Here is a 24,794-nt window from a genome sequence, read left to right as displayed (position 1 = left end):
GGCAATGTAGCAGTATGGGAACGGTATGTACTCTATTTGTTCTCATTTAACAAGGCTGAGCCAGCATATTGAAAACAAATAGTGATAAGTCGTTTGTTCTGCTTTCGTTTTTCTGTGCGCGGCCCCTTGCCGCAAACCGGAGGCGAGGTCAGGAAAACGTCAGTTTAGGCCGAATCGTCCGGCCTTACCATCCGCCAGAGAGGGAAATGCAAGCGTGAAGAAAATACTCGTTCTGGGCGGCGCGCATATCGACAGGCGCGGCATGATCGAGACTGAAACGGCGCCGGGCGCCAGCAACCCCGGCTCCTGGATGGAAGAGGCGGGCGGCGGCGGTTTCAATGCTGCACGCAATCTCTCCCGGCTCGGCTTTCAAGTCAGGATCATCGCCCCGCGGGGCGGCGACGTGACGGGAGAAGCCGTTGCGGAGGCTGCACGACAGGCTGGCGTGGAGGACACGCCGTTCACCTTCCTCGACCGGCGCACACCGAGCTATACCGCCATTCTTGAGCGTGACGGCAACCTCGTCATCGCGCTCGCCGACATGGACCTCTACAAGCTCTTCACGCCGCGCCGGCTCAAGGTCCGCGCCGTCCGGGAGGCCATCACCGCAAGCGATATCCTGCTCTGCGACGCCAACCTGCCCGAGGACACGCTGGCTGCACTTGGCCTCGTTGCCCGCGCCTGCGAAAAGCCGCTGGCGGCCATAGCCATTTCGCCGGCCAAGGCCGTGAAGCTGAAAGCGGCGCTGGCCGACATCGACATCCTCTTCATGAACGAGGCGGAAGCGCGCGCGCTCACCGGCGAGACGGCCGCTGACGTTCGTGACTGGCCGGATATCCTGCGCAAGGCCGGGCTTTCCGGAGGCGTCGTCACCCGCGGCGCAAGCGAAGTCGTGGCCTTCGACGGAAATGAAAAAGCAATCCTCCACCCGCCCCTCATCCGCGAAGTGAAGGATGTAACCGGTGCGGGCGACGCCATGGCGTCTGGCTACCTCGCCGCCATTGCCGAAGGAAAGACGATTGCCGAAGCCCTGAGACGGGGCGCTGCGGCAGCTGCAATCACCGTGCAATCGCCCTTTGCCACCGCGCACGACCTATCAAAAGACAGTGTCGAAGCCATGTTGGGGCTTGTTCCCCAGGCTGAAATACTGGCATGAACCGCTTTTAAGAACTGGAACAATGTAAATGACCCGCCCCATCTCCCCTCTCCTGCCCATCGTCTATTCTCAGGAAGTTGCCGCCGCCAAGCAGCGCGGTGCGCCGATCGTCGCGCTTGAATCGACCATCATCACCCATGGCATGCCCTACCCCGGCAATATCGAGATGGCGGAAAGCGTCGAGCAGATCATCCGTGATCAGGGCGCGGTTCCGGCCACCATCGCCGTCATTCATGGCACCCTGCATATTGGCCTCGAGAAAGACCAGCTAGAGGCGCTTGCCCAGACTACCGACGCCATGAAGGTCTCACGCGCCGATATCGCCTTTGCGATCGCCGAGCGCCGCACGGGCGCGACGACGGTTGCCGCCACCATGATTGCCGCTGCCCGCGCCGGTATCCGCGTTTTCGCGACCGGCGGCATCGGCGGCGTGCACAAGGGTGCTGAAGAGACTTTCGACATCTCCGCAGATCTGACCGAGCTTGCCAAGACGGGCGTCATCGTCGTCTGCGCTGGCGCGAAAGCCATTCTCGATATTCCAAAGACGCTTGAAGTCCTCGAAACCAACGGCGTACCGGTCGTCACCTTCGGTTCGGAAGAATTCCCGGCCTTCTGGTCTCGCTCCTCCGGCCTGCCCAGCCCGCTTTCGCTCAACAGCCCGGCCGCAATCGCCAACTTCCAGGTAACCCGCGAACAGCTCGGTATCGATGGCGGCATGCTGGTGGCCAATCCCGTGCCGGAAGCTGACGAAATTCCGCGCGAGGAAATGGAAATCTACATCAATCGCGCCATCTCGCATGCCGAGCGGGATGAAGTGACCGGCAAGGCGGTCACGCCGTATCTGCTGGGTGACATTTTCCGCCTGACGGATGGTCGCAGCCTCGAAACAAATATCGCGCTGGTTCGCAACAACGCGCAGCTTGCGGCTGAGATTGCGGTGGCGCTGAGCTAACCGTCGGGGTTGGGATCATCCTCAAGCTTGCGGGTGACGCCAGGGTTCGAAAACCTCACCTCCGTCATGCCGGACCAGATCCGGCATCCCGCCACGGCGCGTCTGCGCCGTGAAAGAGTCTTTCGTGATCAAGGACTTGATCACGCTGGACCCCGGATCTGGTCCGGGGTGACGGATTGCGGATGATCAAGTTCTGCCAAACGCCTCGGCGCTGGGGACATCGTAAGCAATAAAAAGGCCCGGAGAGCTTTCGCTTCCGGGCCTTGTTTTTCTATTTGAACCCGATCAGTTCTGAGCGACCGGCTTCACCAGCGGCGTCACGCGGCGGATGGTGACGCGGCGGTTCTGCTGTTCCGGGCCGAGTGTCTGGACTTTCAGGTAACGCTCGCCATAACCCTGCGTCGCGAGGTTTTCCGGCGGGATGCCGTAGACGTCGGTCAGCACGTTGGCGACGGAGGCGGCGCGCTCGTCAGACAGTACGAGGTTGCTTTCATCCGAACCGACGGCATCGGTATGGCCTTCGATGAGGAAGGTTTCCGCCGGGTTCTTTTCCAGCGCCTTGTTGATTGCGTCGGCCACCTTGCGCAAGGAGCGAGCCTGCGCCATCGGGATTTCAGCGCTGCCGGTCGCGAAGGTGATCGTATCGAGGTCGATACGGCGCACCTTGTCACGGATACGGGCCGAATAGCGCACTTCATCCAGCGAATAGACACGTTCCACCGGCTCGACAGGCGGCTGTTCTAGGAAGCGGTAATAATCGCGATCCGGATCGCTCGACGTGTCGATGATGTAGTCCGTCACGGGAATACGCAGACGCATGGGCGGAAGATCGAGACCGGGGTCGCGATAAACGTAATCGCGGTCCGGATCGTCCATCAGCTCCGGTGCGTAGAACAGCACATATTCGCGGCCGCGATCGTCAATGCGCGAACGCTGGATCACGTCGCCATAACGGTTGCGGATCGTCACGACCTGCGTGCCATCCCGGCGCTCCACGGTTTCGCGGACACGGCCGCCCTGCAGGCGCTCGTAATAGGGCTCGCCGCCATCGCGGATGAAGCGCTGGTTGTCATCGCCACGAACGACGACGCGGTCACCGAACTGCAGGATGATCGGCGCATCGCCATCGCGATCACGCGGACGACCCTCGCGCGGCTGCCATTCGCGTACACCGTCCGGCCGCTCATATTGCGGGCGGCGGTCGATGCGCTCGCCCTGCTGGGAAGTGATGGCTTCCAGCTTTACGGGTGGCGGCGGAGCCTTGCCTTCAGCAGCACCGGCGCGCTGCGCCTCGGCGTCGGAGGTCGGGACCTTGAAGTCGCCGGCCTGTTCGCGTTCACGACGGCGTTCCTCGCGGGTCTGGCGGTTGCCGGAGCGCTCCACTTCCTTGTCGCTGTCGAGAACGGCAGCACCCTTGTCGACCGGCAGGATGACGGTGTCGGCCGTCTTGGACGGGTCCTTGGCGATCGCCTTGGCCTTGTCCAGCTCCTCCTTCGTCATCGGCGGGGCTTCCGTCTGCGGAACGGCAACCTGGTTCGGCACTGGTTCGCCGGCAGGCGCCTGCCCGGTCGTCGCACCGCTCGGCGGCGGGGTCGGCGCGCCTGGCAGCGGGGCTGCGGGTTCCGTTCTACCCTGACCTTCTACCGGCGGCTGTTCGGAAGGCTGGCGGCCAGGTGCAGGGTTTGGCTGGGCCTCGGGTGCCGGTGGGCGCGCGGGCGTCGGCGCTTCTGTCGGAACAGGTGCTTCCTTCGCGGCGGGCTCGGGAGCGGCAGGCTTTTTCTCGGGAAGGGCTTTTTCGGCCGGTTCGGCTTTCTGTTCCGGGGCCTTTTCCTCTACTGCCGGTTTTTTGGCGGGTGCCGGCTCACGGGACTTGGCCGGCTGCTCGGCATTTTCAGGGCGAGCTGCGGGCTCCTGTTCGGCCGCAGGCTCCTTCGCACGCTCCTTACGGGGACGCTCGGGACGCTGTTCGCCCTCGCCTGCAGGCTGCTCGGCCCGTTCCGGGTTGCGCGGACGTTCCTTCGGCTGCTGTTCGGCAGGCGCAGCTTCAGGCGCGGCCTCACGCTGACGAGCCGGGCGCTGTTCACCCTCGCCCTGCGGCTCCTGCGCCCGTTCAGGCTTGCGGGGACGCTCCTGCGGCTGCTCGGCCGGCGCAGGCTCCGGGCGGGCCTCACGCTGCTGTGGTTCCGGCGGCGCTTCGCGCTTGGGCTCCGGCTCGCGCTGGGGCTCCGGTGCGCGCTCCTCACGCTTCGGTTCGGCAGGCTGCGCCTCTTCGGCGCGCTGACGCTTCTTCTTGAGTTCTTCTTCGGGGTTTTCCTGCGCCGGCTCCGCCTGCGCCAGGATTATCTGGCCGGGCGCGGTTTGAGAAACAGGCGCCTGGGCGCGGGCCGCGCCGGCAAAGCCTGCCGCTGCTGGCTCAACCGCGATCGCGAGAGACATGAGTGGAAAAACCACCCCGGTCAGCAATGTGTTTTTCTTTTTCAGCATCAGTGCTTCCTCATCTGCCGTCATTTTATGGGTCGCGAATGACGCGACGTCGTGGGCCCGGCTTGGCACGCAGGCGCTGTTCAACGCCTTACACACGCTCCGGTTCCCATGATGACCAAAGCCTTCTGTACCGGAAATGAACAGATCAAGGCCTTTTCGTGGAGGCTCTGCGGCACAAAGAAGGTCGCTAATATTGCAGTTGCATTTTTTGACCAAGCGGATGAATAATCACATCCGCGCTGAAGGCCACAGGCGGTATCCTCCGTCCTGCCGCGCCTTGGCGCCCATGGCGTCCGCACTGAAAACAACAACAGACCGCGGATGAACGACCAAAAGAGAGGATCGAAATGCCTATTTCCACCCGTCTGCTCGCAGCCGTATCGATTGCCGCCATCTCGCTCTTTTCCGGCGCGGCTCTCGCGCAGGACAAGATCGTCATCGGCACCGAAGGCGCCTACCCGCCCTTCAACAATCTCGAAGCCGACGGCACGCTGACCGGCTTCGATATCGACATCGCCAAGGCGCTGTGCGAACAAATGAAGGCCGAGTGCACCTTCGTCACCAATGACTGGGACGGCATCATCCCCGCCCTTCAGGCCAAGAAGTTCGACGCCATCATCGCGTCCATGTCGATCACCCCGGAACGTCTCCAGAAGGTCGACTTCTCCAAGAAATATTACAACACGCCGCCGGCGATCGCCGTGCCGAAGGATTCGCCGATCAAGTCCCTCGACGATCTCAAGGGCAAGTCGCTCGGCGCACAGGGCTCCACCACCCACTCCAACTACGCTGAAAAACACTTCCCGGATTCCGACGTGAAGATGTATCCGACCGCAGACGAATATAAGCTCGACATCGCCAATGGCCGTATCGACGCCGTCATCGACGATATCGTCGTGCTGTCGGAATGGCTGAAGACCGATGCCGGCAAGTGCTGCAAGATCCTGACACCGCTCAAGGTCGACGTCGACATCAACGGCAACGGCGCAGGCATTGCCGTTCGCAAGGGCGACACGGCGCTGGCCGACAAGTTCACGGCTGCCATTGCCGGCATCCGCGCCAGCGGCAAGTACCAGGAGATCAACAAAAAATACTTCGATTTCGACGTTTACGGCGAGTAAGCCGGTTCGATCTGTTGAAATCTCGTGGCGGAAGGCTTGCCCTTCCGCCATTTTTGTTTGAAAACGTCACCATAACAATCACGGCGGCTTAAGACCGCAGGGGAAAATTGGCATGAGCGGAGCATTTTCCGCCATAGGTGCGTTCTGGACCTATGTCTCGACACTTCTCGATCCCTTCTGCGGGCCGGTCGGTCTCTTCTCGCTTTTGGGAAACGGCACTCTCGTCGCCTGCGGCGATGCGGGCTGGGGCGATGAAATCGCTTTCGGCGTCAAGGTCACGATCTCGCTGGCGCTTGCCACCCTGCCAGTCGGGCTATTGATCGGCTTCCTGATCGCGCTCGCCGCGCAATCGGAAGAAAAATCGCTTCGGCTGGCCGCCGGAATTTATACCACCATCTTCCGCGGCCTGCCCGAACTGCTGACGCTCTTCATCGTCTATTACGGCATCCAGATGCTGTTGCAATCCGTGGCAGGTTACATCGGCATTACCGGCCCCATCGAAATCAACGCCTTCGTTGCCGGCATGGTCGCGCTTTCGGTGGTGTTTTCATCCTATGCGTCTGAGGTGCTTCTCTCGGCCTTCAAGGCCATACCGAAGGGGCAATATGAGGCGGGTGACGCACTCGGACTTCCCCGCAGCCGCACCATGGTGCTCATCATCATTCCGCAGCTGGTGCGGATCGCCCTTCCCGGCATGACCAACCTGTGGGTCATCCTGCTGAAAGACACGTCCTACGTATCGATCATCGGCCTTGCAGATATCATCCGCCAGACCGGCATCGCCGCCCGCGTCAGCAAGGAAGCCTTCTTTTTCTACGGCATCGCCTGCCTGCTTTACCTCATTCTCGCGCTCCTCTCATCCATCGGCATCGGTTTCATAGATCGCTGGTCGCGCAAGTCGGAGGCCAGACGATGAGCCATATCAAGGAACTCATTCCGCCACGCCCAGCGCCCATCGTTGCGGACAAACCGCTGAACATCTCCCGTGTCGTCGGCATCGCTGTCATTACGCTCTGGCTGCTTCTCGCCGCCGGGCTTTTATTTGCGATGATCGAGGGTTGGGATTGGGACAAATTTGAACGGTATGGGCCCCGTTATATCGATGGCCTCATCACCACAATCACGCTGGTCGGCAGCTCGATCATTCTCGGCGCCATCCTGTCCGTGCCGATCGCCTTTGCCCGCATGTCTGAAAATCGCGTCATTGGCGCGCTCGCTTATGCCTACGTCTATGTCTTCCGCAGCACGCCGCTCCTGGCGCAGCTTTTCCTGATCTATTACGGCCTCGGCAGCTTTCGCCCGGCGCTGGAAGCCGTCGATCTCTGGTGGTTCTTCCGCGAAGCCTGGTATTGTGGCCTCCTGTCGCTGACGCTCAACACCGCCGCCTATCAGGCGGAGATCCTGCGCGGGGCGATCCAGAGCGTGCCGCGCGGCCAGCACGAAGGGGCGGCGTCGCTCGGTATTTCCAAGTTCATCACCTTCCGAAAGATTATACTGCCGCAGGCGCTGATCGTCGCTTTGCGCCCCTATGGCAACGAGATCATCCTGATGATCAAGGGTTCGGCGGTGGTCTCCATCGTCACCGTCTTCGACCTGATGGGCCAGACCCGTTACGCCTTTTCCCGCACCTTCGATTATCAGGCCTATCTCTGGGCTGCGATCTTTTACCTTGCGATCGTCGAGACGCTGCGCCATGTCTGGGCCTGGCTGGAGGCCCGCTTGACCCGTCACCTCAAGCGCTGAGCCCAACGTTGGCAGCACTCATCAATGAGTACTGCCAACACTTTGAAAAATATAACAAATTTGTGACGCATCCATTCTTTTGGCAAGGTTGGGTTAACCCTGCCGTGTTCCCATCTAAGATACAGCGGCAACGCTGTGATCGGTCATCATCGATATGGGAACCGCCACCATGAACAAGGACATGGAAATGATGCTGCGAGGCTACGGCCTCACCACCGCCCAGATATTCTACCGCCTGCCAGACCATCCTCTGGTTCTCCAGACCTATGTCTGGCAGAATTACGATCTGGCCCCCGATTTTCCTGAAATGCACGGCTTCCTCAAGTTCTGGCAGGAAAAGCTCGACGGCCCCCTGCACTCCGTCCGCTATGTGCACCGGCAGGTTATCTCGGCGCAGGAATGGCGCGCGCTCAAAGGGGAGTTCATCCTCCACTAAGCCCTCACGCCACATAAACATTGCGCCGGTCCCCGATGCGGCTTACAGCAAACGTCAATTGAAGACGCTGACGGATAAGGCACGATGACCAAGAACCAGAAGATCGACGAAGAGGCGCTCGCCGAGGCCTATAACCGCGCACTCGCGCTTGAAAAGGCCGGTGATGTGGACGCGGCGGTGAAGGCCTATGAGGAGGTCCTCGCCATCGATCCGGAAGACCACGGTGGCGCAGCCGTACGCATTGCCGCCATGGGCCGGGGCGAACAGCCGTCCAAAGCGCCCGACGCCTATGTCGAAACCCTGTTCGACCAGCATGCCGAAGCCTTCGAGGACATTCTTGTCGAGCAGCTGGGTTACGCCGTGCCGATGATGGTTCGCCAGCGGCTGCAGACGCTCAATCTCGGCCCTTTCAAACGCCTGCTCGATCTCGGCTGTGGCACCGGCCTCACCGGTGAAGCGCTGCGCGATATGGCTGACGACATCACCGGCATCGATATTTCCGAAAACATGGTCGAGATCGCTCATGAAAAGGACCTGTACGAGACGCTCTACGTCGCCGAAGTCGAGGATTTCCTCGAGGACAATGACGACGAGCCCTTCGACATCATCACCGCCACCGATGTGTTGCCCTATCTCGGCGCGCTGGAACCGCTGTTTTTCGGCGCCGCCGAAAACCTCAATGCCGGCGGCCTGCTGATCTTCTCGTCGGAGACCCTGCCCGAAGAAATCATGGCCGGGCGCCCCTACATGGTCGGCCCGCACCAGCGTTTCGCCCATGCCGAAACCTATGTCCGCGAACGACTGGCGGCTACCGGTTTCGAGGTGATTGAAGTGACCGACATCAATGTGCGCATGCAGGACGGCAATCCGACGCCCGGTCATCTGGTGATTGCGAAGCTCAAGGGTTGATGCGGTGACCTTGAGGCAATTTTCTTCTCCCCGCCGGGGAGAAGGTGGCCCGAAGGGTCGGATGAGGGGGCTGGCTCTCGGTCTATCTCTACCCTCGCCCCCTCATCCCGCTGCCGCGAACCTCTCCCCCACGGGGAGAAGAAACAAGCGGCATCCAATCGCCTCACATTTAACACCAACGGCCTGAATCAACCTCTGAGCAAGATCCGCCAGCCGGTTGAAGAGACTCCACTTTCCGCCCATCAACTCGCCTTCGGGCGCCAGACGATATCCGCCACCTTGAGCTTCTTCGGCACGATCTTCAGATCGTAGAACTCGTCCGCAAGCGCCTGTTGATAGGCGATGGCTTCATCCGGAACCAGCGAGACCCGTCCGAGATCGGCACCGGGGCGCGTCAGCGAGACCTTCGTGACATCCTCGGGGACACCGGTGATGGCCGACAGCGACTTGGCTGTCGCGTCGATGTTGGTCTGCGCTTTCGCACCCACATTCGCCAGTTCCTTCAGAATCAGCGGCACGAGATCGGGATTACTTTCAACAAAATCGCCATTGGCGAGGAAGTAGCTCCACGGATCGACGATGCCTTCGGCTGTCGAGAGTACCCTCGTCGTCGGCTCTTTCTCTGCCACGGCGAAATAGGGATCCCAGATCGACCAGGCATCGATGCTGCCGCTTCGAAAGGCGGCCGCCGCATCCGGCGGGGCAAGATCGACGGGCGTGATGTCTGCCAAGGTCAGCCCCGCCTTTCGCAACGCCTTCACAGTGACGTTATGGGCGCTGGAGCCGCGCTTGAAGGCGACCTTTTTGCCCTTCAGGTCTTGGAGCGTCTTCAGCGGCGAATCCTTCTGCACGAGGATCGCCGATCCGCCTGCCGCCGCCTTGTAGGTGCCAACATAACGCAGATTGCCGCCGGCGGCTTGCGCGAAAAGCGGCGGCACATCGCCGGTCGGGCCGATATCCAGCGCACCGGCACCCAGCGCTTCAAGAAGCGGCGGCCCGGAGGAAAATTCAGACCACTTGACCTCGATGCCGCGATCCTTCAGCAGCGCTTCGAGCGCGCCCTGGCTCTTCGCGAGCGCTATCACGCCATTCTTCTGCCAGCCAATCCGCAACGTCGTGGTTGCGGCGCTCGCGCGCCGGATATGCGGCAGAAACACCGCCCCGGTCGCACCTGCAATCAGTCCCAATGTTCCGCGTCGTGTCAGCATATGGATATCCCTCGCTATTCCATCCTTCGACAGTAAAAGCGTAGATATTCGAGCGATTTTATCAAAATCCTGGTTTGCGCGCAGACGGCGTTGAGAGAATTGAATGTGCGAATTTGCCGTTACCGGCGAAATAGAATTGTCGTGCCTCTGCGGCAGCTACCGGACGGACCTTCCGACAGTATCAGCCCAGGCAGGCCCGACCGGCGCCCAAAAAACCACCCACGAATTAAAACGCCCTCCCCGGCGGCCGGAAAGGGCGTTGATCAAAAACTGACCAGCGACGGATCACTCTTCGCCGGATTTAGGATTATCCAGCAGCATGTAATCGAGCGGCAGTTCCGTCGTATATTTGATCTGCTCCATCGCAAAGGCGGAGGAGACGTCGCGGATTTCGATCTTGGCGATCATCCGCTTGTAGAAAGCGTCATAGGCGGCGATATCGGGCACGACCACGCGCAGCAGATAGTCGACATCACCGCTCATACGGTAGAATTCGACAACCTCCGGGAATTCGGAAACCACTTCGGAGAAGCGCTTCAGCCATTCGATGGAATGGGAGGCGGTGCGGATGGAGACGAAAACCGTGACCTTGGTATTGACCTTGACCGGATCGAGCAGGGCCACACGCCGGCGGATGACGCCGTCTTCTTCCATCTTCTGGATACGCCGCCAACAGGGCGTCGTGGAAAGGCCGACCTTCTTCGCCAGATCGGCAACAGCCAGCGTGGAATCCTCTTGCAGAATGCGCAAAATCTTACGGTCTAGGCGATCCAATGCGTCTACCCTCCTGAATTAATTTCCTTTCAATACACTAATTTTTGCGGAAAAACAGAAAATTGTTTCACCAAAGCCGCATTTCCACATATTCTCGCAGAACCGGCAACAGCTCCTCCGTAAACCATGGGTTCTTTTTCAGCCACCCCGTGTTGCGCCAGCTCGGATGCGGCAAAGGAAGAATGCCGGGGCCGGAATTGGCGTGAAGATAGCTGCGCCAGTTTTGCACCGTTTCGGTCATGGTTTTGCATCGTCTTTCACCCAGGTGAAAAGCCTGGGCATATTGGCCGATCGCGAGGATCAGCTCCACCTGCGGCATCGCCGCCATGACCCGCGTGCGCCAGTGCGGGGCGCATTCCCGCCGTGGCGGCAGGTCGCTTCCCTTGTCATCATAACCGGGAAAACAGAACCCCATGGGAACGATGGCGAAACGATCCGGATCGTAAAATGTCTCCCGGTCGACATTCAGCCACTGGCGCAGCCTGTCGCCGGAAGCATCGTTGAATGGCAGGCCCGTTTCATGCACGCGCAGCCCTGGCGCCTGCCCGGCAATCAGAATGCGTGGTCTTGCCGACATGACGACCACCGGCCGGGGTTCATGCGGCAGGCGGTCAGCCATTCCCTTGAGCGGCATGTCGCGACAGAGACGACAGCGGGCAATCTCACCGCGCAGCCCGTCCAGCCCATCATCATGCACTGGCCCAACCCTCTCTCCTTCAGCCATGATCCCACCCCAGAAGATGGCGGATGATGGTGAGGAAACCCGCCGCCGGCGTTTCCATATCCGCGGCACGGTGATCCCTCCGCCACTGCGAGGGCTTTTCGAATTCTCCCGCCCAGATGCCGAGCGCCTGCCTGCGCGCGGCTTCCTGCTCGCCTGAAAACTGGAAATATCCCGACGCGACGGCAAAACCGGCCGACACCATGTCCGACGAAACATCCCTGCCGCCGGCGGAACAATAGACGAGCAGTCGCCCGTATCGATCTCTGGAACTGCCGGAGCAGGAGAAATCCGCTGGCGCGGCCAGCCGTTGCAGAACACGGCGCGCCTCCTCGCCACATGGCCAGCTTTCGCCCCCGCGCAGACATGTCTGCGCAAGCTCCGGCGCATCGATGCCGAGCAGCCGGAAACGTTCCTTGCCCTTGGAGAGCGTGTCGCCATCAATCACGAAGAAGCGGCCGCTATAGGTTTCGCTGTTGATATGATCAAGCTTGGCGGCAATCAGAACCCCTAGAAAAACCGTAGCAAGGAACAGGCCGCCGTCGCGGACTGCGGAAAAACCCCCGCGCCTGCCTCCATTTCGTCTCATGTAACAACAAACCCTTGTCAGAAATGGCAAACAAATCCTTTCACGGCAGCATCTTCTTAAGATTTTGGGCGTAGTCTGCAAGGGTTCATGTCACCCTGCGTTGTAACAATGAGTAAAAGCGTCAGCACGTCCACCGACAAGATCATCGTCGACCGCTCGAAAAAACATCGCAACAAGGCGGTTTTCGACGCGGTGAAGACGACGCGTGAACGCTTGCAGCAAGGTGCAGGCGCAAGCGACGCCTATGAACGCGAGATGCTGACCATGCACATCGCCGAGACCCTGCAGGGCGCGATGATCATGCCGCTTTTCATCGTGCTTGCCTCCATCATCGGCGTTTACATAACCCGCGATATCAGCCTCATCATCTGGTCGCTGGCTGCATTGAGTTTCCACGCCATTTCGCTGATGCTCGCCAAACGGGCTGCAAAACAAGAGATCACCGCCGAAAACCTCCTGCACTGGAAAAATCTTTTTCTCGGAATGCAGATCGTCATCGGGTGCATCTGGGCGATGTTCGCGCTGGCGGAGCCAACGCGTAATGACCCGACGCTCGTGCTTTTCTTCAAGGGCTCGACGCTGCTGATCGCGCTCTCGCTCACCGCCACGGCCAATTTCATGCTGCGGCGGGCAACCTTCATGACTTTCCTACCGGTGCTGGCGGCTCTCTGCGTCACCTCTGTCTTCTCGCGCGATCCATTCGATGTCGGTCTTGCGCTGATGTTCGGCATGGCGATCCTGTTCTGCCACCGCATCACCAGCCGGCTTTACCAGACCAGCATCAAGCTCCTCTCCTCGCAGACTGAAAAGGACGACCTGATCGCCGAGCTCGAAGTCGCCAATTCGGTTTCCGACGAGGCGCGGCGACGCGCGGAAGAGGCCAATCTGGCCAAGTCGCGCTTTCTCGCCTCCATGTCGCACGAGCTGCGCACGCCCCTCAACGCCATTCTCGGCTTCTCCGAGGTCATGTCTTCGGAGGTGCTGGGGCCGCTCAACAATCCGCTCTACAAGGAATATTCCGGCGATATCCACCGCTCCGGCCAGCATCTGCTCGATCTCATCAACGAAATCCTCGACCTGTCGCGCATCGAGGCGGGCCGTTATGACCTGAACGAAGAAGCGATCTCGATGCTGGAAATCGCCGAAGATTGCATCGGCATGATCCAGCTTCGCGCCCGCGCCAAGAACATCAGGATCTCCCAGCAGTTTGAAAACAGCCTGCCGCAGGTCTGGGCGGACGAAAAATCGATCCGCCAGGTCGTCCTCAACCTGCTGTCCAACGCCGTCAAGTTCACCCCGCAGGGTGGAGAAATTCTCGTAAAGGCGGGCTGGACGGCCGGCGGCGGCCAATATGTGTCGATCAGGGACAATGGCCCAGGCATTCCAGAGGAGGAAATTCCGGTGGTGCTGTCAGCCTTCGGTCAGGGATCAATCGCGATCAAGAGCGCCGAGCAGGGAACAGGCCTTGGCCTGCCCATCGTTCAGGCCATCCTCGCCAAGCATGACGGCCAGTTCATTCTGAAATCCAAACTGCGTGAGGGCACGGAAGGCATCGCCATCCTGCCCGCGAAACGCGTGCTCCAGAGCCTGCCGGCGGTCGAAGAAACCCATGCCATCCAGCCACGCCGACGGTCGTTCGCTTAAGGCGCCCACAGGAAGGCGTCGCCCGGCTTTCCACCTGGAAATGCCTTGAAGCTGGCAACCTCAGAAGAACAGCGTCGTCACCAGCGAATACAGCACGAAAAATCCGTTCGCCATCAGCAGGCAGAAGACGGCAAAGGAGCCGAGATCCTTGGCGTGCCGGCCCACGGAGGAAATTTCCGGCGAAATGCGGTCCACCAGTTCCTCGATGGCGGTATTGAGCGCTTCCACCGAGAATAAAAGCAGCATCAACACCGTGAAAACGAGAAGATGCGCAAACGGCGCGCCCACGACCAGAAGCAGGCCAAGCCCGACGCAGAAGGCAAGAACTTCGTGACGAAAGGCAGCTTCCTGCCAAAGCCGACCGAGCCCCTGCAGGGAATAGCGCGCGGCAGCGAACAGATGCCGCCAGCCCTTTTCTTTACGAAAGACCGGTTCTGGCGGTGGCATGTGCGGCGTCGCGTCCATCTTCAGCCTCAATGATTGGTGGGCGCGGTGATGCGTGTGTCGACACCCGCTGCCTCAAACGTCGCCATGCCGGAATGGCAGGCGGCGGCGGCCTTGACGATGCCGGCGGCAAGGGCCGCACCGGTGCCTTCGCCAAGACGCATTCCAAGCGCCAGAAGCGGCGTCTTGCCAAGCTTTTCGATGGCTGCCAGATGGCCGGGCTCACCCGAGACATGGCCGATAAGGCAATGATCGAGCGCAGAGGAATTGGCAGCCTTCAGCAGCGCCGCGGCGGCCGTTGCCACATAACCATCTATCAGCACGGGAATGCGCTGCACGCGCGCAGCAAGAATGGCACCTGCAATCGCCGCGATTTCGCGTCCGCCGAGACGACGCATGATTTCCAGCGGATCGGACAGGTGGTCCTTGTGGAACTCTACCGCCGCCTTCACCGCCGCAATCTTGCGGGCCATGACGTCACCTTCCGAACCGGTGCCCGGACCGGTCCATTCTTCCGCCGCACCGCCATAAAGCGCAAGATTGATCGCAGCCGCTATCGTGGTATTGCCGATGCCCATTTCACCGACGCAGAGAAGATCGGTGCCGCCGGCAATCGCCTCCATGCCGAAGGCCATGGTGGCGGCGCAGTCACGCTCCGAAAGCGCCGGTTCACAGGTGATATCGCCAGTCGGGTAATCCAGCGCCAGATCGAAAATCTTCAGGCCGAGATCATTGGCCACGCAGATCTGGTTGATCGCCGCGCCACCGGCGGCAAAATTTTCCACCATCTGCTGGGTCACAGACGTCGGATAGGGCGTGATGCCGTGGCGGGTCACGCCGTGATTGCCGGCGAAGATTGCCACCAGCGGACGGTTGACGGCAGGCGAACGGCCGGACCAGGCGGCAAGCCACATGGCGATTTCTTCGAGACGGCCGAGCGAACCGGCAGGTTTCGTCAGCTGCGCATTGCGCTCCTTCGCCGCAACAAGCGCGTGCGTGTCCGGGCCGGGAAGCTCGCGCAACAGCGCGCGGAAATCATCGAAGGGCAATCCGCTCATGCTCATGATATCAGTCTCTCTCATAGCCGGTCTGGCTTTCGCATCGGCTCATGCGTCCGGAAACTTGTGTTTTCCGGCAAATCGGTCTTTGTTGCGCCTCTCATAATAGCGGATGCGCCGCGGAACAACCGGAAATGCAGCGACTGCAACGGAGAGAGCATGAAGGCCCGGGATTTTATAACAGATGTCATGCATTCCCTCGCCTTTCTAAGCCGCCTGCCCGTCCCTTCGCGATTCTTCGAAGACGACTCGGGCGTGTCGATGGGCCGGGCCGCCCGTGCTTTCCCCGCCGCGGGACTGCTGATCGCCCTGCCCGCCGCTTTCCTGGTTGTCGTGTTTGCGCGCTTCGATGCCTCTCCGCAGCTCACCGGGTGGCTCGCCATCGGCCTGACGGCGCTCATGACAGGCGCGCTGCATGAGGACGGGCTTGCCGACACGGCCGATGGCTTCGGCAGCGGCAGGGACAAGGCGCGTATGCTTGAAATCATGAAGGACAGCCGTATCGGCAGTTATGGCACCATTGCCATGGTTCTTTCCTTCGCGCTCCGCGCCACTGCACTCGCCTCGCTGATCATAACCCTGCCGGACAAAACCGCTGCCGCCTGTCTGATTGCAGCGCTTGTCACGAGCCGCGCGCTGATGGTGTGGCACTGGCAGTCCCTGCCCGCCGCCAAGACCTCCGGCATCGCCGTCAATGCCGGCCAGCCCGGAGAAAGCGAACGCAACATCGCGCTGGCCGCCGGGCTTCTTCTCTTCATATTGTTCACGCTGCACGCGCTGCCACTGTTTGAGATCGCGCTTGTGCTGGCGGTGGCGGTCATCGCGGCCATGCTGTTCGGCAGGCTGTGCGAGAGGAAGATTGGCGGCCATACCGGGGATACCATTGGGGCTTGCCAGCAGATCACGGAGATCGTGATTCTCGTCGCACTTGCCCTTGCGGCATGAGGGCCTGATATAGATCACCATGGAAACACCCTGCGTCCAGATCTGTCGCCTCGACACGACCCACACTCTCTGCATAGGCTGCGGCCGCACGCTGGATGAAATCGGCGGCTGGACGGGTTATAGCGACGAGACGCGCCGCTCGATCATGCGCGCGCTGCCGCAAAGATTGGCAAATCTGTCCGAGTCCGCCAAGGAGACACATACCGCATGAACAGACTGACCATCGTTCTCCTTCTGCTGGCCGTCGGCCTTGGCCTGCTCGTCGTTAATCACAATGGTGGCCGAACGCTCGGCATCGATAATGATCAGTTTGCCCAGGTCCTTTATCTTCTGCCCATCGCAGGGCTGCTGTCGGCCGGCATTCTGGCGGGAAGACGCGGCAACTTCGGCACCGTCATCCGGCAGCTCGCCGTCTGGCTCGTCATCATCCTCGGCCTCGTCTCGCTCTATCTCTATCGCTACGACCTGCAATCCTTCGGCGACCGGCTGCTCGGCGGTCTGATGCCCGGCCGCGCCGTCGTGGTGACAACATCGGCAGGCGAGCAGGAAATCGTGCTGCACAAATCCATGAGCGGCCACTTCGAAGCGAATGTCGGGATTGAGGGCAGGACGATCCACATGCTGGTCGATACAGGCGCCAGCTCCGTGGTGCTCGCAAATGCGGATGCGACCGCAATCGGCATCGACACCACAGATCTTCGCTATACCGTACCGGTAATGACCGCCAATGGCCGCACGGCAGCAGCACCCGTTACGCTGTCGGAAATCAGCATTGGCCCGATCGTGCGGCGCAACATCCCCGCCCTCGTCGCCCAGGATGGCCAATTGGGCCAGAGCCTGCTTGGCATGAGCTTTTTGTCGACGCTTGGTTCGCTGCAGATGCAGACCGACGAATTGCGGTTGCGGGATCGGTGAGCACTGCCCCCTCGAGATTCATTTCGGGGAGTTTTCTCACGTCTTGGTACCGGAAAGGAATTCCTCGTCGCGTCTGCAATCGGGATATTCTTTTCACGCACAAGGGCTGCGGCGGGCCATTGCCCCTTGATTCCCTCGCATTTGATAATTTAAGTTGTTGCTGTTCTCAGGGCGGGGCGCAATTCCCCACCGGCGGTATCGGGACTTTCCCGGAGCCCGCGAGCGCTTCCGGTTTCCAAAGCCGGAAGGTCAGCAGATCCGGTGAGAGGCCGGAGCCGACGGTATAGTCCGGATGGAAGAGGACAAGGCATGGGACGCCTGCGCGTTAGCGGGCTTCGTATTGCATTGTTCGCCCAAGGGATATTTGGCGCTTCTCGAAGCGCGAAAATGCCGCAAAACGGCATAACCCTTGAAAGGCTTGAAATAGAATGACAGTTGCCAGAATTGAAGACGCCATTAACGCCATTTCACGCGGCGAGATGGTGATTGTGGTTGACGACGAAGATCGCGAAAACGAAGGCGATATCATCGCCGCCTCCGACAGCATCACTCCCCAGCAGATCGCCTTCATGATGAACCATGCACGGGGGCTGATCTGCGTGGCCATGCCCGGAGAGCGCCTCGACGCGCTAGACATTCCGCTGATGGTGTCGCGCAATACCGAATCCCTCAAGACGGCCTTCACCGTGTCGGTGGATTACATTCCTGGCACCACGACGGGCATTTCCGCCGCCGACCGCGCAAAGACCGTGCGCGCGCTGGTATCGGAAGGCTCGCGCCCCGAAGATTTCGCTCGCCCGGGCCATATCTTCCCGCTGCGCGCCAACCCGCAGGGCGTTCTCGGACGCACGGGCCATACCGAAGCCGCCGTTGATCTCTGCCGTCTCGCCGGGAAGTTCCCCTCCGGCACGATATGCGAAATCGCCAATGACGACGGCACCATGGCCCGCCTGCCCCAACTCGAAGTCTTCGCCGAGCGCCACGGCCTGCTGGTCGTGACGATCAAGGACCTCGTTTCCTATCTCGAGGGTGAGGTTGTCGAGGAAGTGGCGCAGAAGCAGGTCGCCTGACCTGCGTTCGCGTTGTGCTTTGAATACGAGAACGCCCGGCGCAGACCGGGCGTCCAATTTTCAGGAAAGCGTTTCTGGATCAGTTGCGCAGCCGATACCCTGTCTTGAACATCCAGCCGACAACACCGAGGCATAGCGCCAGAAACAGCGTGATCATCGCCAGGCTGATGACGGGATTGACGTCAGCGATCTCATAGAAACTCCAGCGGAAGCCGCTGATGAGATAAAGCACCGGATTGAAGTGGCTGACCGTCTGCCAGAAGGGTGGCAGCATGTCGATGGAATAGAAGCTGCCGCCGAGGAAGGTCAGCGGCGGCACCACCAGCATGGGAATGAGGTTCAACTGCTCGAAATTCGTTGCCCAGATGCCGATGATGAAGCCGAACAGGCTGAAACTCACAGCCGTCAGCACAAAAAACAGGATCATCATGAACGGATGGGCGATGCTGATATCCACGAAGAACGACGCGGTTATCAGGATGATCGTACCGATCATCAACCCCTTTGTCGCCGCCGCTCCGACATAGCCGACAAGGATTTCCGTCATCGCCACCGGTGCGGAGAGGATTTCATAGATCGTGCCGGTGAATTTCGGGAAGTAGATGCCGAAGGAGCCGTTGCCGATGCACTGCGTCAGAAGCGTCAGCATGATGAGGCCGGGCGTTATGAAAGCGCCATAGGAAACCCCACCAACCTCCTGAATCCGCGAACCGATCGCTGTGCCGAACACGATAAAATAGAGCGAGGTGGAAATGACCGGAGAGACCACGCTTTGCAGCAGGGTGCGGCGGGTGCGCGCCATTTCGAACAGGTAGATGGACTTGATGGCTTCGAAATTCATTTCTGGCCTCCCACCAGCGAAACGAAGATATCTTCGAGCGAACTCTGCCGCGTGGAAATATCCTTGAAATGGATGTTGGCGGCGAAAAGCGCGCTCAGGACATCGGCAATGCGTCCCTGCTCGCCATTATCCTCAATTTCATAGGTGATGGTGCAGCCATCTTCGGAAAGCGTGAGGCCGAAGGGCGCGAGACTTTCCGGCAAAGTCTCCACCGGCTGGGAAAGCTCAAGAAAAAGCTGCTTGCGGCCGAGTTTCTTCATCAATGCCGTCTTTTCTTCCACCAGCAGCAATTCGCCACCATTGATGACACCCACCCGGTCGGCGATTTCTTCCGCCTCCTCAATGTAATGCGTGGTGAGAATGATGGTGACACCCTTGGCGCGCAGCTCGGAGACCACATTCCACATGTCGCGGCGCAGGGTCACATCCACACCCGCCGTCGGCTCATCGAGAAACAGGACCTTCGGCTCGTGCGCCAGCGCCTTGGCAATCAGCACACGCCGCTTCATGCCGCCGGAAAGCTCCCGCAGCATGTTGTCCTTCTTGTTCCAGAGCGACAGGGATTTGAGGATGCGTTCGATCAGCTCCGGATTCTTCTTCTGTCCGTGCAGTCCGCGCGAAAAGCTGACGGTGTTCCAAACCGTCTCGAACTGGTCGGTCGTCAGTTCCTGCGGCACAAGGCCGATGAGGGCGCGGGTCTGGCGAAAATCCTTCACCACATCGTGCCCGCCAACCAGCACCGAACCGTCGCCCGGATTGACGAGGCCGCAGATGATCGAGATCAGTGTCGTCTTGCCGGCGCCATTGGGGCCGAGAAGAGCGAGTATCTCCCCCTCCCGGATATCGAGGCTGACACCTTTGAGCGCCTGGAAGCCATTTGCGTAGGATTTGGTCAGATTCCGTATCGAAACAATGGCATTCATGGCGAATTCTTTCGAAAAACCGAGTAAGATGAACGCCATATAGACCGCAGAGGTTGCAAATGCCAGACCGGCGGACTGAACACTGCGTTCGGCGGGAGCGGAAAATCAGCCGTAGACGCTATAGAAAAACTGCGCTGCGACGAAAACCAGAAACAAGCCGAAGGCCCGCTCCAGCTGCTTCTTGCTGAGCGCATGCGCCAGCCGTGCACCATAGGGCGCGACGACAAGGGTAATGGGGATCAGGAGCACCACGGCGATCCAGTTGATGAAGCCGGTGGAAAATGGTGGCAGCCCCGCATCGCCCCAGCCGGCCCAGATGTAACCCGCAAGGCCCGGCAGCGAAATCAACACGCCGACACCGGAAGAGGTGGCAACCGCCTGATGAATGCTGCGCCCGTAAAGCGTCATGAAGGTGTTATTCATCACCCCGCCGCCCACGCCCATCAGCCCGGAAAACAGCCCGATGCCGGTGCCCACCAGAAAACGGGCCGGGTTTGGCGGCAGATCGGAACCGAGATGCCAGCTCGCCCGGTTGAAGATCATCCGGAAGGCAAGCGCGAGCGCGATGAAGGCAAAGATCAGGCGCAGCGCCACACTCGAGGCATAGGCTGCAACGATAGAGGCGAGAACGGTGCCAAGCGGCACGGCGACGACCCAGCCTTTCAGAAGCTCGATATCGACGGCGCCCTTCTGGCGATGCGTCAGGAACGAGCGGATGGACGTCGGCACGATAATGGCGAGAGACGTTCCGAGAGAAAGATGCATGCGCACGGCCTCAGGGACATCCAGAAGTCCGAAGACCTGGTAAAAAACCGGCACCAGCACCGCACCGCCGCCGATACCGAACAGGCCGGCCAGAAGGCCCGCAACCACACCCGCAGCAGCAAGTGCCGCAGCGAAGATCATTATCTCTGAAACTGGGGGCATGAAGGCAGGCTCCCGAAGGCCGTTGTCACAAACATGTGACGCTCATAGCGTATCAGAAAAGGGCGGCAAGCCATGTTGGCCGCAGGTCAGTACGGCGCGACGCCTTTTGCCGCAAATCCGCGCCGGATGGACCGTTCTGTGGGATCGCTTCCCATTTCATGCCCTTGCAAAGACGCCGATATCCCCCCGATAAGGCTGTCTTCTTCAACCGGCCTTCGGGCCGGTCTTTTTTTGTGGGAATGTGGCGGGCGATTATCGAGCTAGCGGCAGCAAAACATCCTCAAGCTTCGTCATTCCGACCATATCCAAAGATCCGGCGCCTATGTCATCGGCGGCAGCCCTATGACAAGCCGCACTCCGTGTTCGACGTCATCCTCGGCCTTGTGCCGAGTATCTGCCGACGTATCGCCAATAGCGGCGTTGCAGATGCTCGGGACAGGCCCGAGCATGACAAAGGAGACGCTTTCAAACTCAGCCGCCAACCTCCAACGGCGCGACTTAATCGCAATGCCTGTAACCTGACTTGCGGGTACGCAGGTCGAAGTGAAAATGGTTCCAGTGGTTGGGATCACTGCCCGGCCCGAGAACGGTGGAGAAATATTTGCAGCTATCCGATCTGACGGCCTTCAGCAGTGCCTTTTCGCGGAAAGCGAAGAAACTCTTCTTGCGGACATCGATTTCCTTGCCGTTCTTCAGCGTGATGGTGCCGATATCGATGGCGTTGCCCCGCGCATGTTCCGACCACGGATTGCTGGAACGGGAATTCATCTTGCGGCAGGAATAACCACCCATCGGCGTTATGCGGCCGACGCCGGAGAGATAGCGGAAACGCGAGGACGGTACGAGTTCGAACTTCACCCATTTCGCAAAGGCAAGCGTAACCTGGCAATTGAGCTTCACCGCCGGACGAACTGCGACGCCGCTGGCGAGACCGCTGAGTTCGATCGGGTAATCGATGCCGCAGGTCGGCCCGTCGGCAATACGGGCGACGTCACGAAAAGCGACACCCAGACGGCGAAGCTCGGCGCGGCACGCAACCTCCGAAGACGGCATGATGCCGGGCGGCATGGACCGGTCGCTCTGAAGTCCGCCGCGAAAGGTCGGATCATTCGGCATGAGCATGGCCACCTCTTCCACCGGCTGGCGGCGGGAGGACGATCCGGGTGGCGGCGGCGGAATGAGCCCGGACTGGCGCCGCGCCGGAGAAACCGCAACCGGATTGTCGGTGCCGATGCCGTCCACCACCGGCTGGGCCGAAGCCCCCTCGGCGATTTCGGCATCCTGCTCCTCCGCCAGTCCCCGCACCGGCTCCACGCCGAGCATGGAATCCATGTTCACGCCGCCTTCGCCCTCGGCAATCTGGCTGCTGGCCATTTGCTGCGGGGGCATCTTCTGGCTTTGCGTCGCCTGCACCGGCAGATTGCCATGACCGCCAGCCGCCATGCGTGCCTGATGCTGTGCATCGAGGGTGGAATAACCCTGCCCTGCCTGGCGCGTTTGCAGCAGCGGATCCTGCGAAGCATAAGGCTCCGGCATCGGCTGCGATATGGCCGTGGGATAATCGTTGCTCTGTCCGGCCCGCTCAACCTGATGGAAGGCACCTGCCGGCGCGCTATAGCCCTGTTGCCGCGAGGAACGGATTGCACTCACGCGTGTGGTGCCGTCCACCTCCGCCGGTGGCACGAGGCCCTCCGCCGAACACGACACCATGACCGTGGAAATCATCAGCAACGTCACAAGACGACGCGGAAGGGAAACATACGCCATACGAGAACCTGTACCTTCAGCGGCCGCAATCCGCGGCAATACAGGTCAAATTTTAAAGAAATGAGGTAAACGAAACCTTATTGGTTGCGGGAAATAACGGATGGCTGGTTCTGATAGCCCAAAACAAAGGGCGCAGCCGGAACCGCGCCCTTCATCAGATCGAGACGCCTGAAGTCAGGCCGCCCGCGAAACCTCGCGCTCGGTATCATGTCCAAGTTCGAAGCGCGACAGAAGCGAGCGCAACTGGCGGCTTTCCTCGGCGAGCGTCTGGCTGGCGGCGGTCGTTTCTTCCACCATGGCCGCGTTTTGCTGCGTCATCTGGTCCATGTGATTAACGGAGGTGTTGATCTCCTGGAGGCCGGTGGCCTGCTCCCGCGCCGCAGTGGCGATGGAATTCACGTGACCTTCGACCCGGTTTACGAGCGCCACGATTTCTTCCAGTGCATCGCCCGTGGAGCGGACGAGTGCGACGCCGCCGCCGACCTCCTCCGCCGAGCGATTGATAAGGGTCTTGATCTCCTTGGCGGCATTGGCGGAGCGTTGCGCCAGTTCGCGCACCTCCTGCGCCACCACGGCGAAACCACGTCCGGCCTCGCCGGCCCGCGCCGCTTCCACGCCGGCATTCAGCGCCAGCAGGTTGGTCTGGAAGGCGATCTCGTCGATGACGGAAATGATCTGTCCGATCCGCTTTGACGATTCCTCGATGCGGCCCATGGCATCGACCGCGTTGCGCACGATCTCGCCTGAGCGGCCGGCGCTGCTTTTCGTGTCCTGCACCATCTGCCGCGCCTCATTGGCCCGTTCGGATGCGGTGCGCACCGTGGCGGTAATCTCGTCAAGCGCTGCGGCCGTTTCCTCCAGCGCCGCCGCCTGCTGTTCGGTCCGGCGCGAGAGATTGCCGGTCGCGCCGCTGATATCCGCAGCGCTGTCATTGACGACATGACCGGTCCGGGAAATCGCTTCGATGGCGCTATGGAGCGCACCCACGGCCCGATTGAAGTCCGTGCGTAGCTTTTCGTAGTCGTCGCCGATATCTGTCAGCGCAACAGTCAGATCCCCATTGGCAAGCGCCTCGAGCGCCTCTCCCAGACGCTCCATGGCATGGGCCTGCCGCTCGGATGCGGAACGAAGGACCATCTCGTTGCCGCGACGCGCTTCCTCCAGCGCCCGCTGCTGGTCGGCCTCACGCGCCTGCAGGGCGCTGCGCTCATTGACGCTGTCACGCAGCACCAGCAACGTCTTGGCAATCGCGCCGATTTCGTTCCGGCGATCGGCGAAGCGGATTTCGGCGGTGCCGTCGCCATCGGCGATCTGCTTCATGCTCTGCCGGATGAGATCGATCGGTCGAGTGACGCCACGCACGACGGCCGCGGCCACGGCAATGACGACAAGGCCGGACAAGATGCACAGGCCGATGTTGAAATACGCGTCGCTCCAGAACACCGCTTCGAGGTCGTCGACATAAACGCCCGTACCCACGATCCAGCCCCAGGGTGCGAAACCGGCGACATGGGAGAATTTCTCCACCGGCTCCGGGGCACCCGGTTTCGGCCAGTAATAATCGACAAAACCCTGACCGCCCGCCTTGACCGTATTCACGAACTCAACGAACAGCGCCTTGCCGTTCGGGTCCTTGTTGGCGGTAAGATCGGTTCCGTTCATTTCCGGCTTGATCGGATGCATCACCATTTTGGGGTGCATATCGTTGATCCAGAAATAACCGCTGCCGTTGCCATACCGCATGGCCGCGATTGTGACCTTGGCCTGCTGCTGTGCCGCCTCCCGCGTCAAGCTGCCGCTTTGTTCCAGGCGATAATATTGATCGAGAATAGCGACGGCCGTTTCGTTCATCGCCGCAAGCCCGGCTTTGCGCTCGCGTTCCATCTCGCCAAAGGTTTCGAACAGGCTGAATGTCAGCGCTGCGGTCAGGATTGCCAGAAACAATGCGACGAGCGCATATAGGCGCATAGATATAGTGACGTTTTTCATATTCCCCCCAACGCCGATGAGTGCACTTCGACCAGCCGATGCTAAGGGGAAAAAATTTATTATGATTAAATACGCCCATTATACGTTGGTATTATCTTCATGGGCGTCGAACACGGCCTGAAATACTCACCATCGCCATTGGCCGCCGGCGGGACAGCCAGTAATTCGATGAAAACCG

The 24,794-nt window shown here is 60.4% G+C and carries 24 protein-coding genes and 1 riboswitch; of the genes, 12 read left to right on the top strand and 12 right to left on the bottom strand.

The window, feature by feature from the left end:
- The first annotated feature begins 214 nt into the window (after window positions 1–214).
- Window positions 215–1,156 (top strand): carbohydrate kinase family protein, encoded by a 942-nt coding sequence (locus DOU54_RS05180; protein WP_112635826.1) that lies wholly within the window; start codon window positions 215–217, stop codon window positions 1,154–1,156.
- A gap of 28 nt (window positions 1,157–1,184) precedes the next feature.
- On the top strand, window positions 1,185–2,108 hold the full coding sequence (locus DOU54_RS05175) for a pseudouridine-5'-phosphate glycosidase (protein ID WP_004442502.1): 924 nt from the start codon (window positions 1,185–1,187) through the stop codon (window positions 2,106–2,108).
- A 285-nt stretch (window positions 2,109–2,393) separates the two neighbouring features.
- Here the strand turns inward: DOU54_RS05175 and DOU54_RS05170 are convergent, their stop codons facing one another.
- A complete protein-coding gene (locus DOU54_RS05170) occupies window positions 2,394–4,592 on the bottom strand; it encodes an OmpA family protein (protein ID WP_113381320.1) in 2,199 nt (732 codons plus the stop codon).
- Between the two features lie 347 nt (window positions 4,593–4,939).
- Between DOU54_RS05170 and DOU54_RS05160 the strand changes: the two genes are divergently transcribed.
- The 5 genes from DOU54_RS05160 (at window position 4,940) to DOU54_RS05140 (ending at window position 8,801) form a co-directional block, all read left to right on the top strand.
- Complete coding sequence (locus tag DOU54_RS05160; protein WP_004442506.1) at window positions 4,940–5,713, top strand: ABC transporter substrate-binding protein; 774 nt, start codon at window positions 4,940–4,942, stop codon at window positions 5,711–5,713.
- Between the two features lie 112 nt (window positions 5,714–5,825).
- Entirely contained in the window at window positions 5,826–6,629 is an 804-nt protein-coding gene (locus DOU54_RS05155; protein WP_113381319.1) for an ABC transporter permease, read from the top strand.
- Entirely contained in the window at window positions 6,626–7,456 is an 831-nt protein-coding gene (locus DOU54_RS05150; RefSeq protein ID WP_004442510.1) for an ABC transporter permease, read from the top strand. The genes DOU54_RS05155 and DOU54_RS05150 overlap by 4 nt, the downstream gene beginning before the upstream one ends.
- A gap of 169 nt (window positions 7,457–7,625) precedes the next feature.
- Window positions 7,626–7,892, top strand: a complete 267-nt coding sequence (locus DOU54_RS05145) for an usg protein (RefSeq protein ID WP_004442513.1) — start codon at window positions 7,626–7,628, stop codon at window positions 7,890–7,892.
- 84 nt (window positions 7,893–7,976) lie between these two features.
- A complete protein-coding gene (locus DOU54_RS05140; protein WP_037092968.1) occupies window positions 7,977–8,801 on the top strand; it encodes a class I SAM-dependent methyltransferase in 825 nt (274 codons plus the stop codon).
- Window positions 8,802–9,043: 242 nt separating this feature from the next.
- Here the strand turns inward: DOU54_RS05140 and DOU54_RS05135 are convergent, their stop codons facing one another.
- The 4 genes from DOU54_RS05135 to DOU54_RS05120 all read right to left on the bottom strand — a co-directional run bounded on the left by DOU54_RS05135 (window position 9,044) and on the right by DOU54_RS05120 (window position 12,093).
- Entirely contained in the window at window positions 9,044–10,009 is a 966-nt protein-coding gene (locus tag DOU54_RS05135) for an aliphatic sulfonate ABC transporter substrate-binding protein (RefSeq protein ID WP_004442522.1), read from the bottom strand.
- Window positions 10,010–10,294: 285 nt separating this feature from the next.
- Complete coding sequence (locus DOU54_RS05130) at window positions 10,295–10,783, bottom strand: Lrp/AsnC family transcriptional regulator (RefSeq protein ID WP_003507846.1); 489 nt, start codon at window positions 10,781–10,783, stop codon at window positions 10,295–10,297.
- A gap of 67 nt (window positions 10,784–10,850) precedes the next feature.
- Window positions 10,851–11,507: a uracil-DNA glycosylase family protein gene (locus DOU54_RS05125; protein ID WP_162749613.1), complete on the bottom strand. Its 657-nt coding sequence runs from the start codon at window positions 11,505–11,507 to the stop codon at window positions 10,851–10,853.
- Entirely contained in the window at window positions 11,500–12,093 is a 594-nt protein-coding gene (locus tag DOU54_RS05120) for a thermonuclease family protein (RefSeq protein ID WP_113381317.1), read from the bottom strand. Before DOU54_RS05120 ends, DOU54_RS05125 begins: the two co-directional genes overlap by 8 nt.
- A 108-nt stretch (window positions 12,094–12,201) precedes the next feature.
- On the opposite strand from DOU54_RS05120, the gene pdhS2 reads away from it, so the two are divergent.
- A complete protein-coding gene (pdhS2, locus tag DOU54_RS05115) occupies window positions 12,202–13,737 on the top strand; it encodes a two-component system sensor histidine kinase PdhS2 (protein ID WP_035211364.1) in 1,536 nt (511 codons plus the stop codon).
- Between the two features lie 60 nt (window positions 13,738–13,797).
- Here pdhS2 and DOU54_RS05110 read toward each other — a convergent pair whose 3' ends face one another.
- Both DOU54_RS05110 and cobT read right to left on the bottom strand, forming a co-directional pair.
- On the bottom strand, window positions 13,798–14,202 hold the full coding sequence (locus DOU54_RS05110) for a diacylglycerol kinase (protein WP_004442540.1): 405 nt from the start codon (window positions 14,200–14,202) through the stop codon (window positions 13,798–13,800).
- An 8-nt stretch (window positions 14,203–14,210) separates the two neighbouring features.
- Window positions 14,211–15,245, bottom strand: coding sequence for a nicotinate-nucleotide--dimethylbenzimidazole phosphoribosyltransferase (gene cobT / locus DOU54_RS05105; protein ID WP_113381316.1), 1,035 nt, complete (start codon window positions 15,243–15,245; stop codon window positions 14,211–14,213).
- Window positions 15,246–15,398: 153 nt separating this feature from the next.
- On the opposite strand from cobT, the gene DOU54_RS05100 reads away from it, so the two are divergent.
- The 4 genes from DOU54_RS05100 to ribB all read left to right on the top strand — a co-directional run bounded on the left by DOU54_RS05100 (window position 15,399) and on the right by ribB (window position 18,169).
- Window positions 15,399–16,184: an adenosylcobinamide-GDP ribazoletransferase gene (locus DOU54_RS05100; protein WP_113381315.1), complete on the top strand. Its 786-nt coding sequence runs from the start codon at window positions 15,399–15,401 to the stop codon at window positions 16,182–16,184.
- A gap of 19 nt (window positions 16,185–16,203) precedes the next feature.
- Window positions 16,204–16,395, top strand: coding sequence for a DUF1289 domain-containing protein (locus DOU54_RS05095; RefSeq protein WP_004442545.1), 192 nt, complete (start codon window positions 16,204–16,206; stop codon window positions 16,393–16,395).
- Window positions 16,392–17,099, top strand: a complete 708-nt coding sequence (locus DOU54_RS05090; protein ID WP_113381314.1) for a TIGR02281 family clan AA aspartic protease — start codon at window positions 16,392–16,394, stop codon at window positions 17,097–17,099. Before DOU54_RS05095 ends, DOU54_RS05090 begins: the two co-directional genes overlap by 4 nt.
- Window positions 17,100–17,257: 158 nt before the next feature.
- Window positions 17,258–17,407: riboswitch (FMN riboswitch) on the top strand.
- A gap of 120 nt (window positions 17,408–17,527) precedes the next feature.
- Window positions 17,528–18,169 carry a 3,4-dihydroxy-2-butanone-4-phosphate synthase gene (gene ribB / locus DOU54_RS05085; RefSeq protein WP_004442547.1) on the top strand — a complete coding sequence of 214 codons (642 nt, stop codon included), beginning with the start codon at window positions 17,528–17,530 and terminating at the stop codon, window positions 18,167–18,169.
- Between the two features lie 79 nt (window positions 18,170–18,248).
- Here the strand turns inward: ribB and DOU54_RS05080 are convergent, their stop codons facing one another.
- From DOU54_RS05080 to DOU54_RS05050, 5 genes are all read right to left on the bottom strand, one after another.
- Window positions 18,249–19,010 (bottom strand): ABC transporter permease, encoded by a 762-nt coding sequence (locus tag DOU54_RS05080; RefSeq protein ID WP_004442548.1) that lies wholly within the window; start codon window positions 19,008–19,010, stop codon window positions 18,249–18,251.
- Window positions 19,007–19,933 carry an ABC transporter ATP-binding protein gene (locus DOU54_RS05075; protein WP_077986243.1) on the bottom strand — a complete coding sequence of 309 codons (927 nt, stop codon included), beginning with the start codon at window positions 19,931–19,933 and terminating at the stop codon, window positions 19,007–19,009. Before DOU54_RS05075 ends, DOU54_RS05080 begins: the two co-directional genes overlap by 4 nt.
- Window positions 19,934–20,038: 105 nt before the next feature.
- Complete coding sequence (locus DOU54_RS05070) at window positions 20,039–20,860, bottom strand: sulfite exporter TauE/SafE family protein (protein WP_004442551.1); 822 nt, start codon at window positions 20,858–20,860, stop codon at window positions 20,039–20,041.
- A gap of 498 nt (window positions 20,861–21,358) precedes the next feature.
- A complete protein-coding gene (locus DOU54_RS05055) occupies window positions 21,359–22,627 on the bottom strand; it encodes an extensin-like domain-containing protein (RefSeq protein WP_113381313.1) in 1,269 nt (422 codons plus the stop codon).
- A 174-nt stretch (window positions 22,628–22,801) separates the two neighbouring features.
- Window positions 22,802–24,616, bottom strand: coding sequence for a methyl-accepting chemotaxis protein (locus DOU54_RS05050; RefSeq protein ID WP_113381312.1), 1,815 nt, complete (start codon window positions 24,614–24,616; stop codon window positions 22,802–22,804).
- Window positions 24,617–24,794 lie beyond the last annotated feature (178 nt).

Source organism: Agrobacterium sp. MS2, assembly GCF_003261015.1.
Taxonomy (GTDB): Bacteria; Pseudomonadota; Alphaproteobacteria; order Rhizobiales; family Rhizobiaceae; genus Agrobacterium; species Agrobacterium pusense.
Note: the sequence above shows the minus strand (reverse complement) of the source record. Positions and strands in the feature narration are given on the sequence as shown.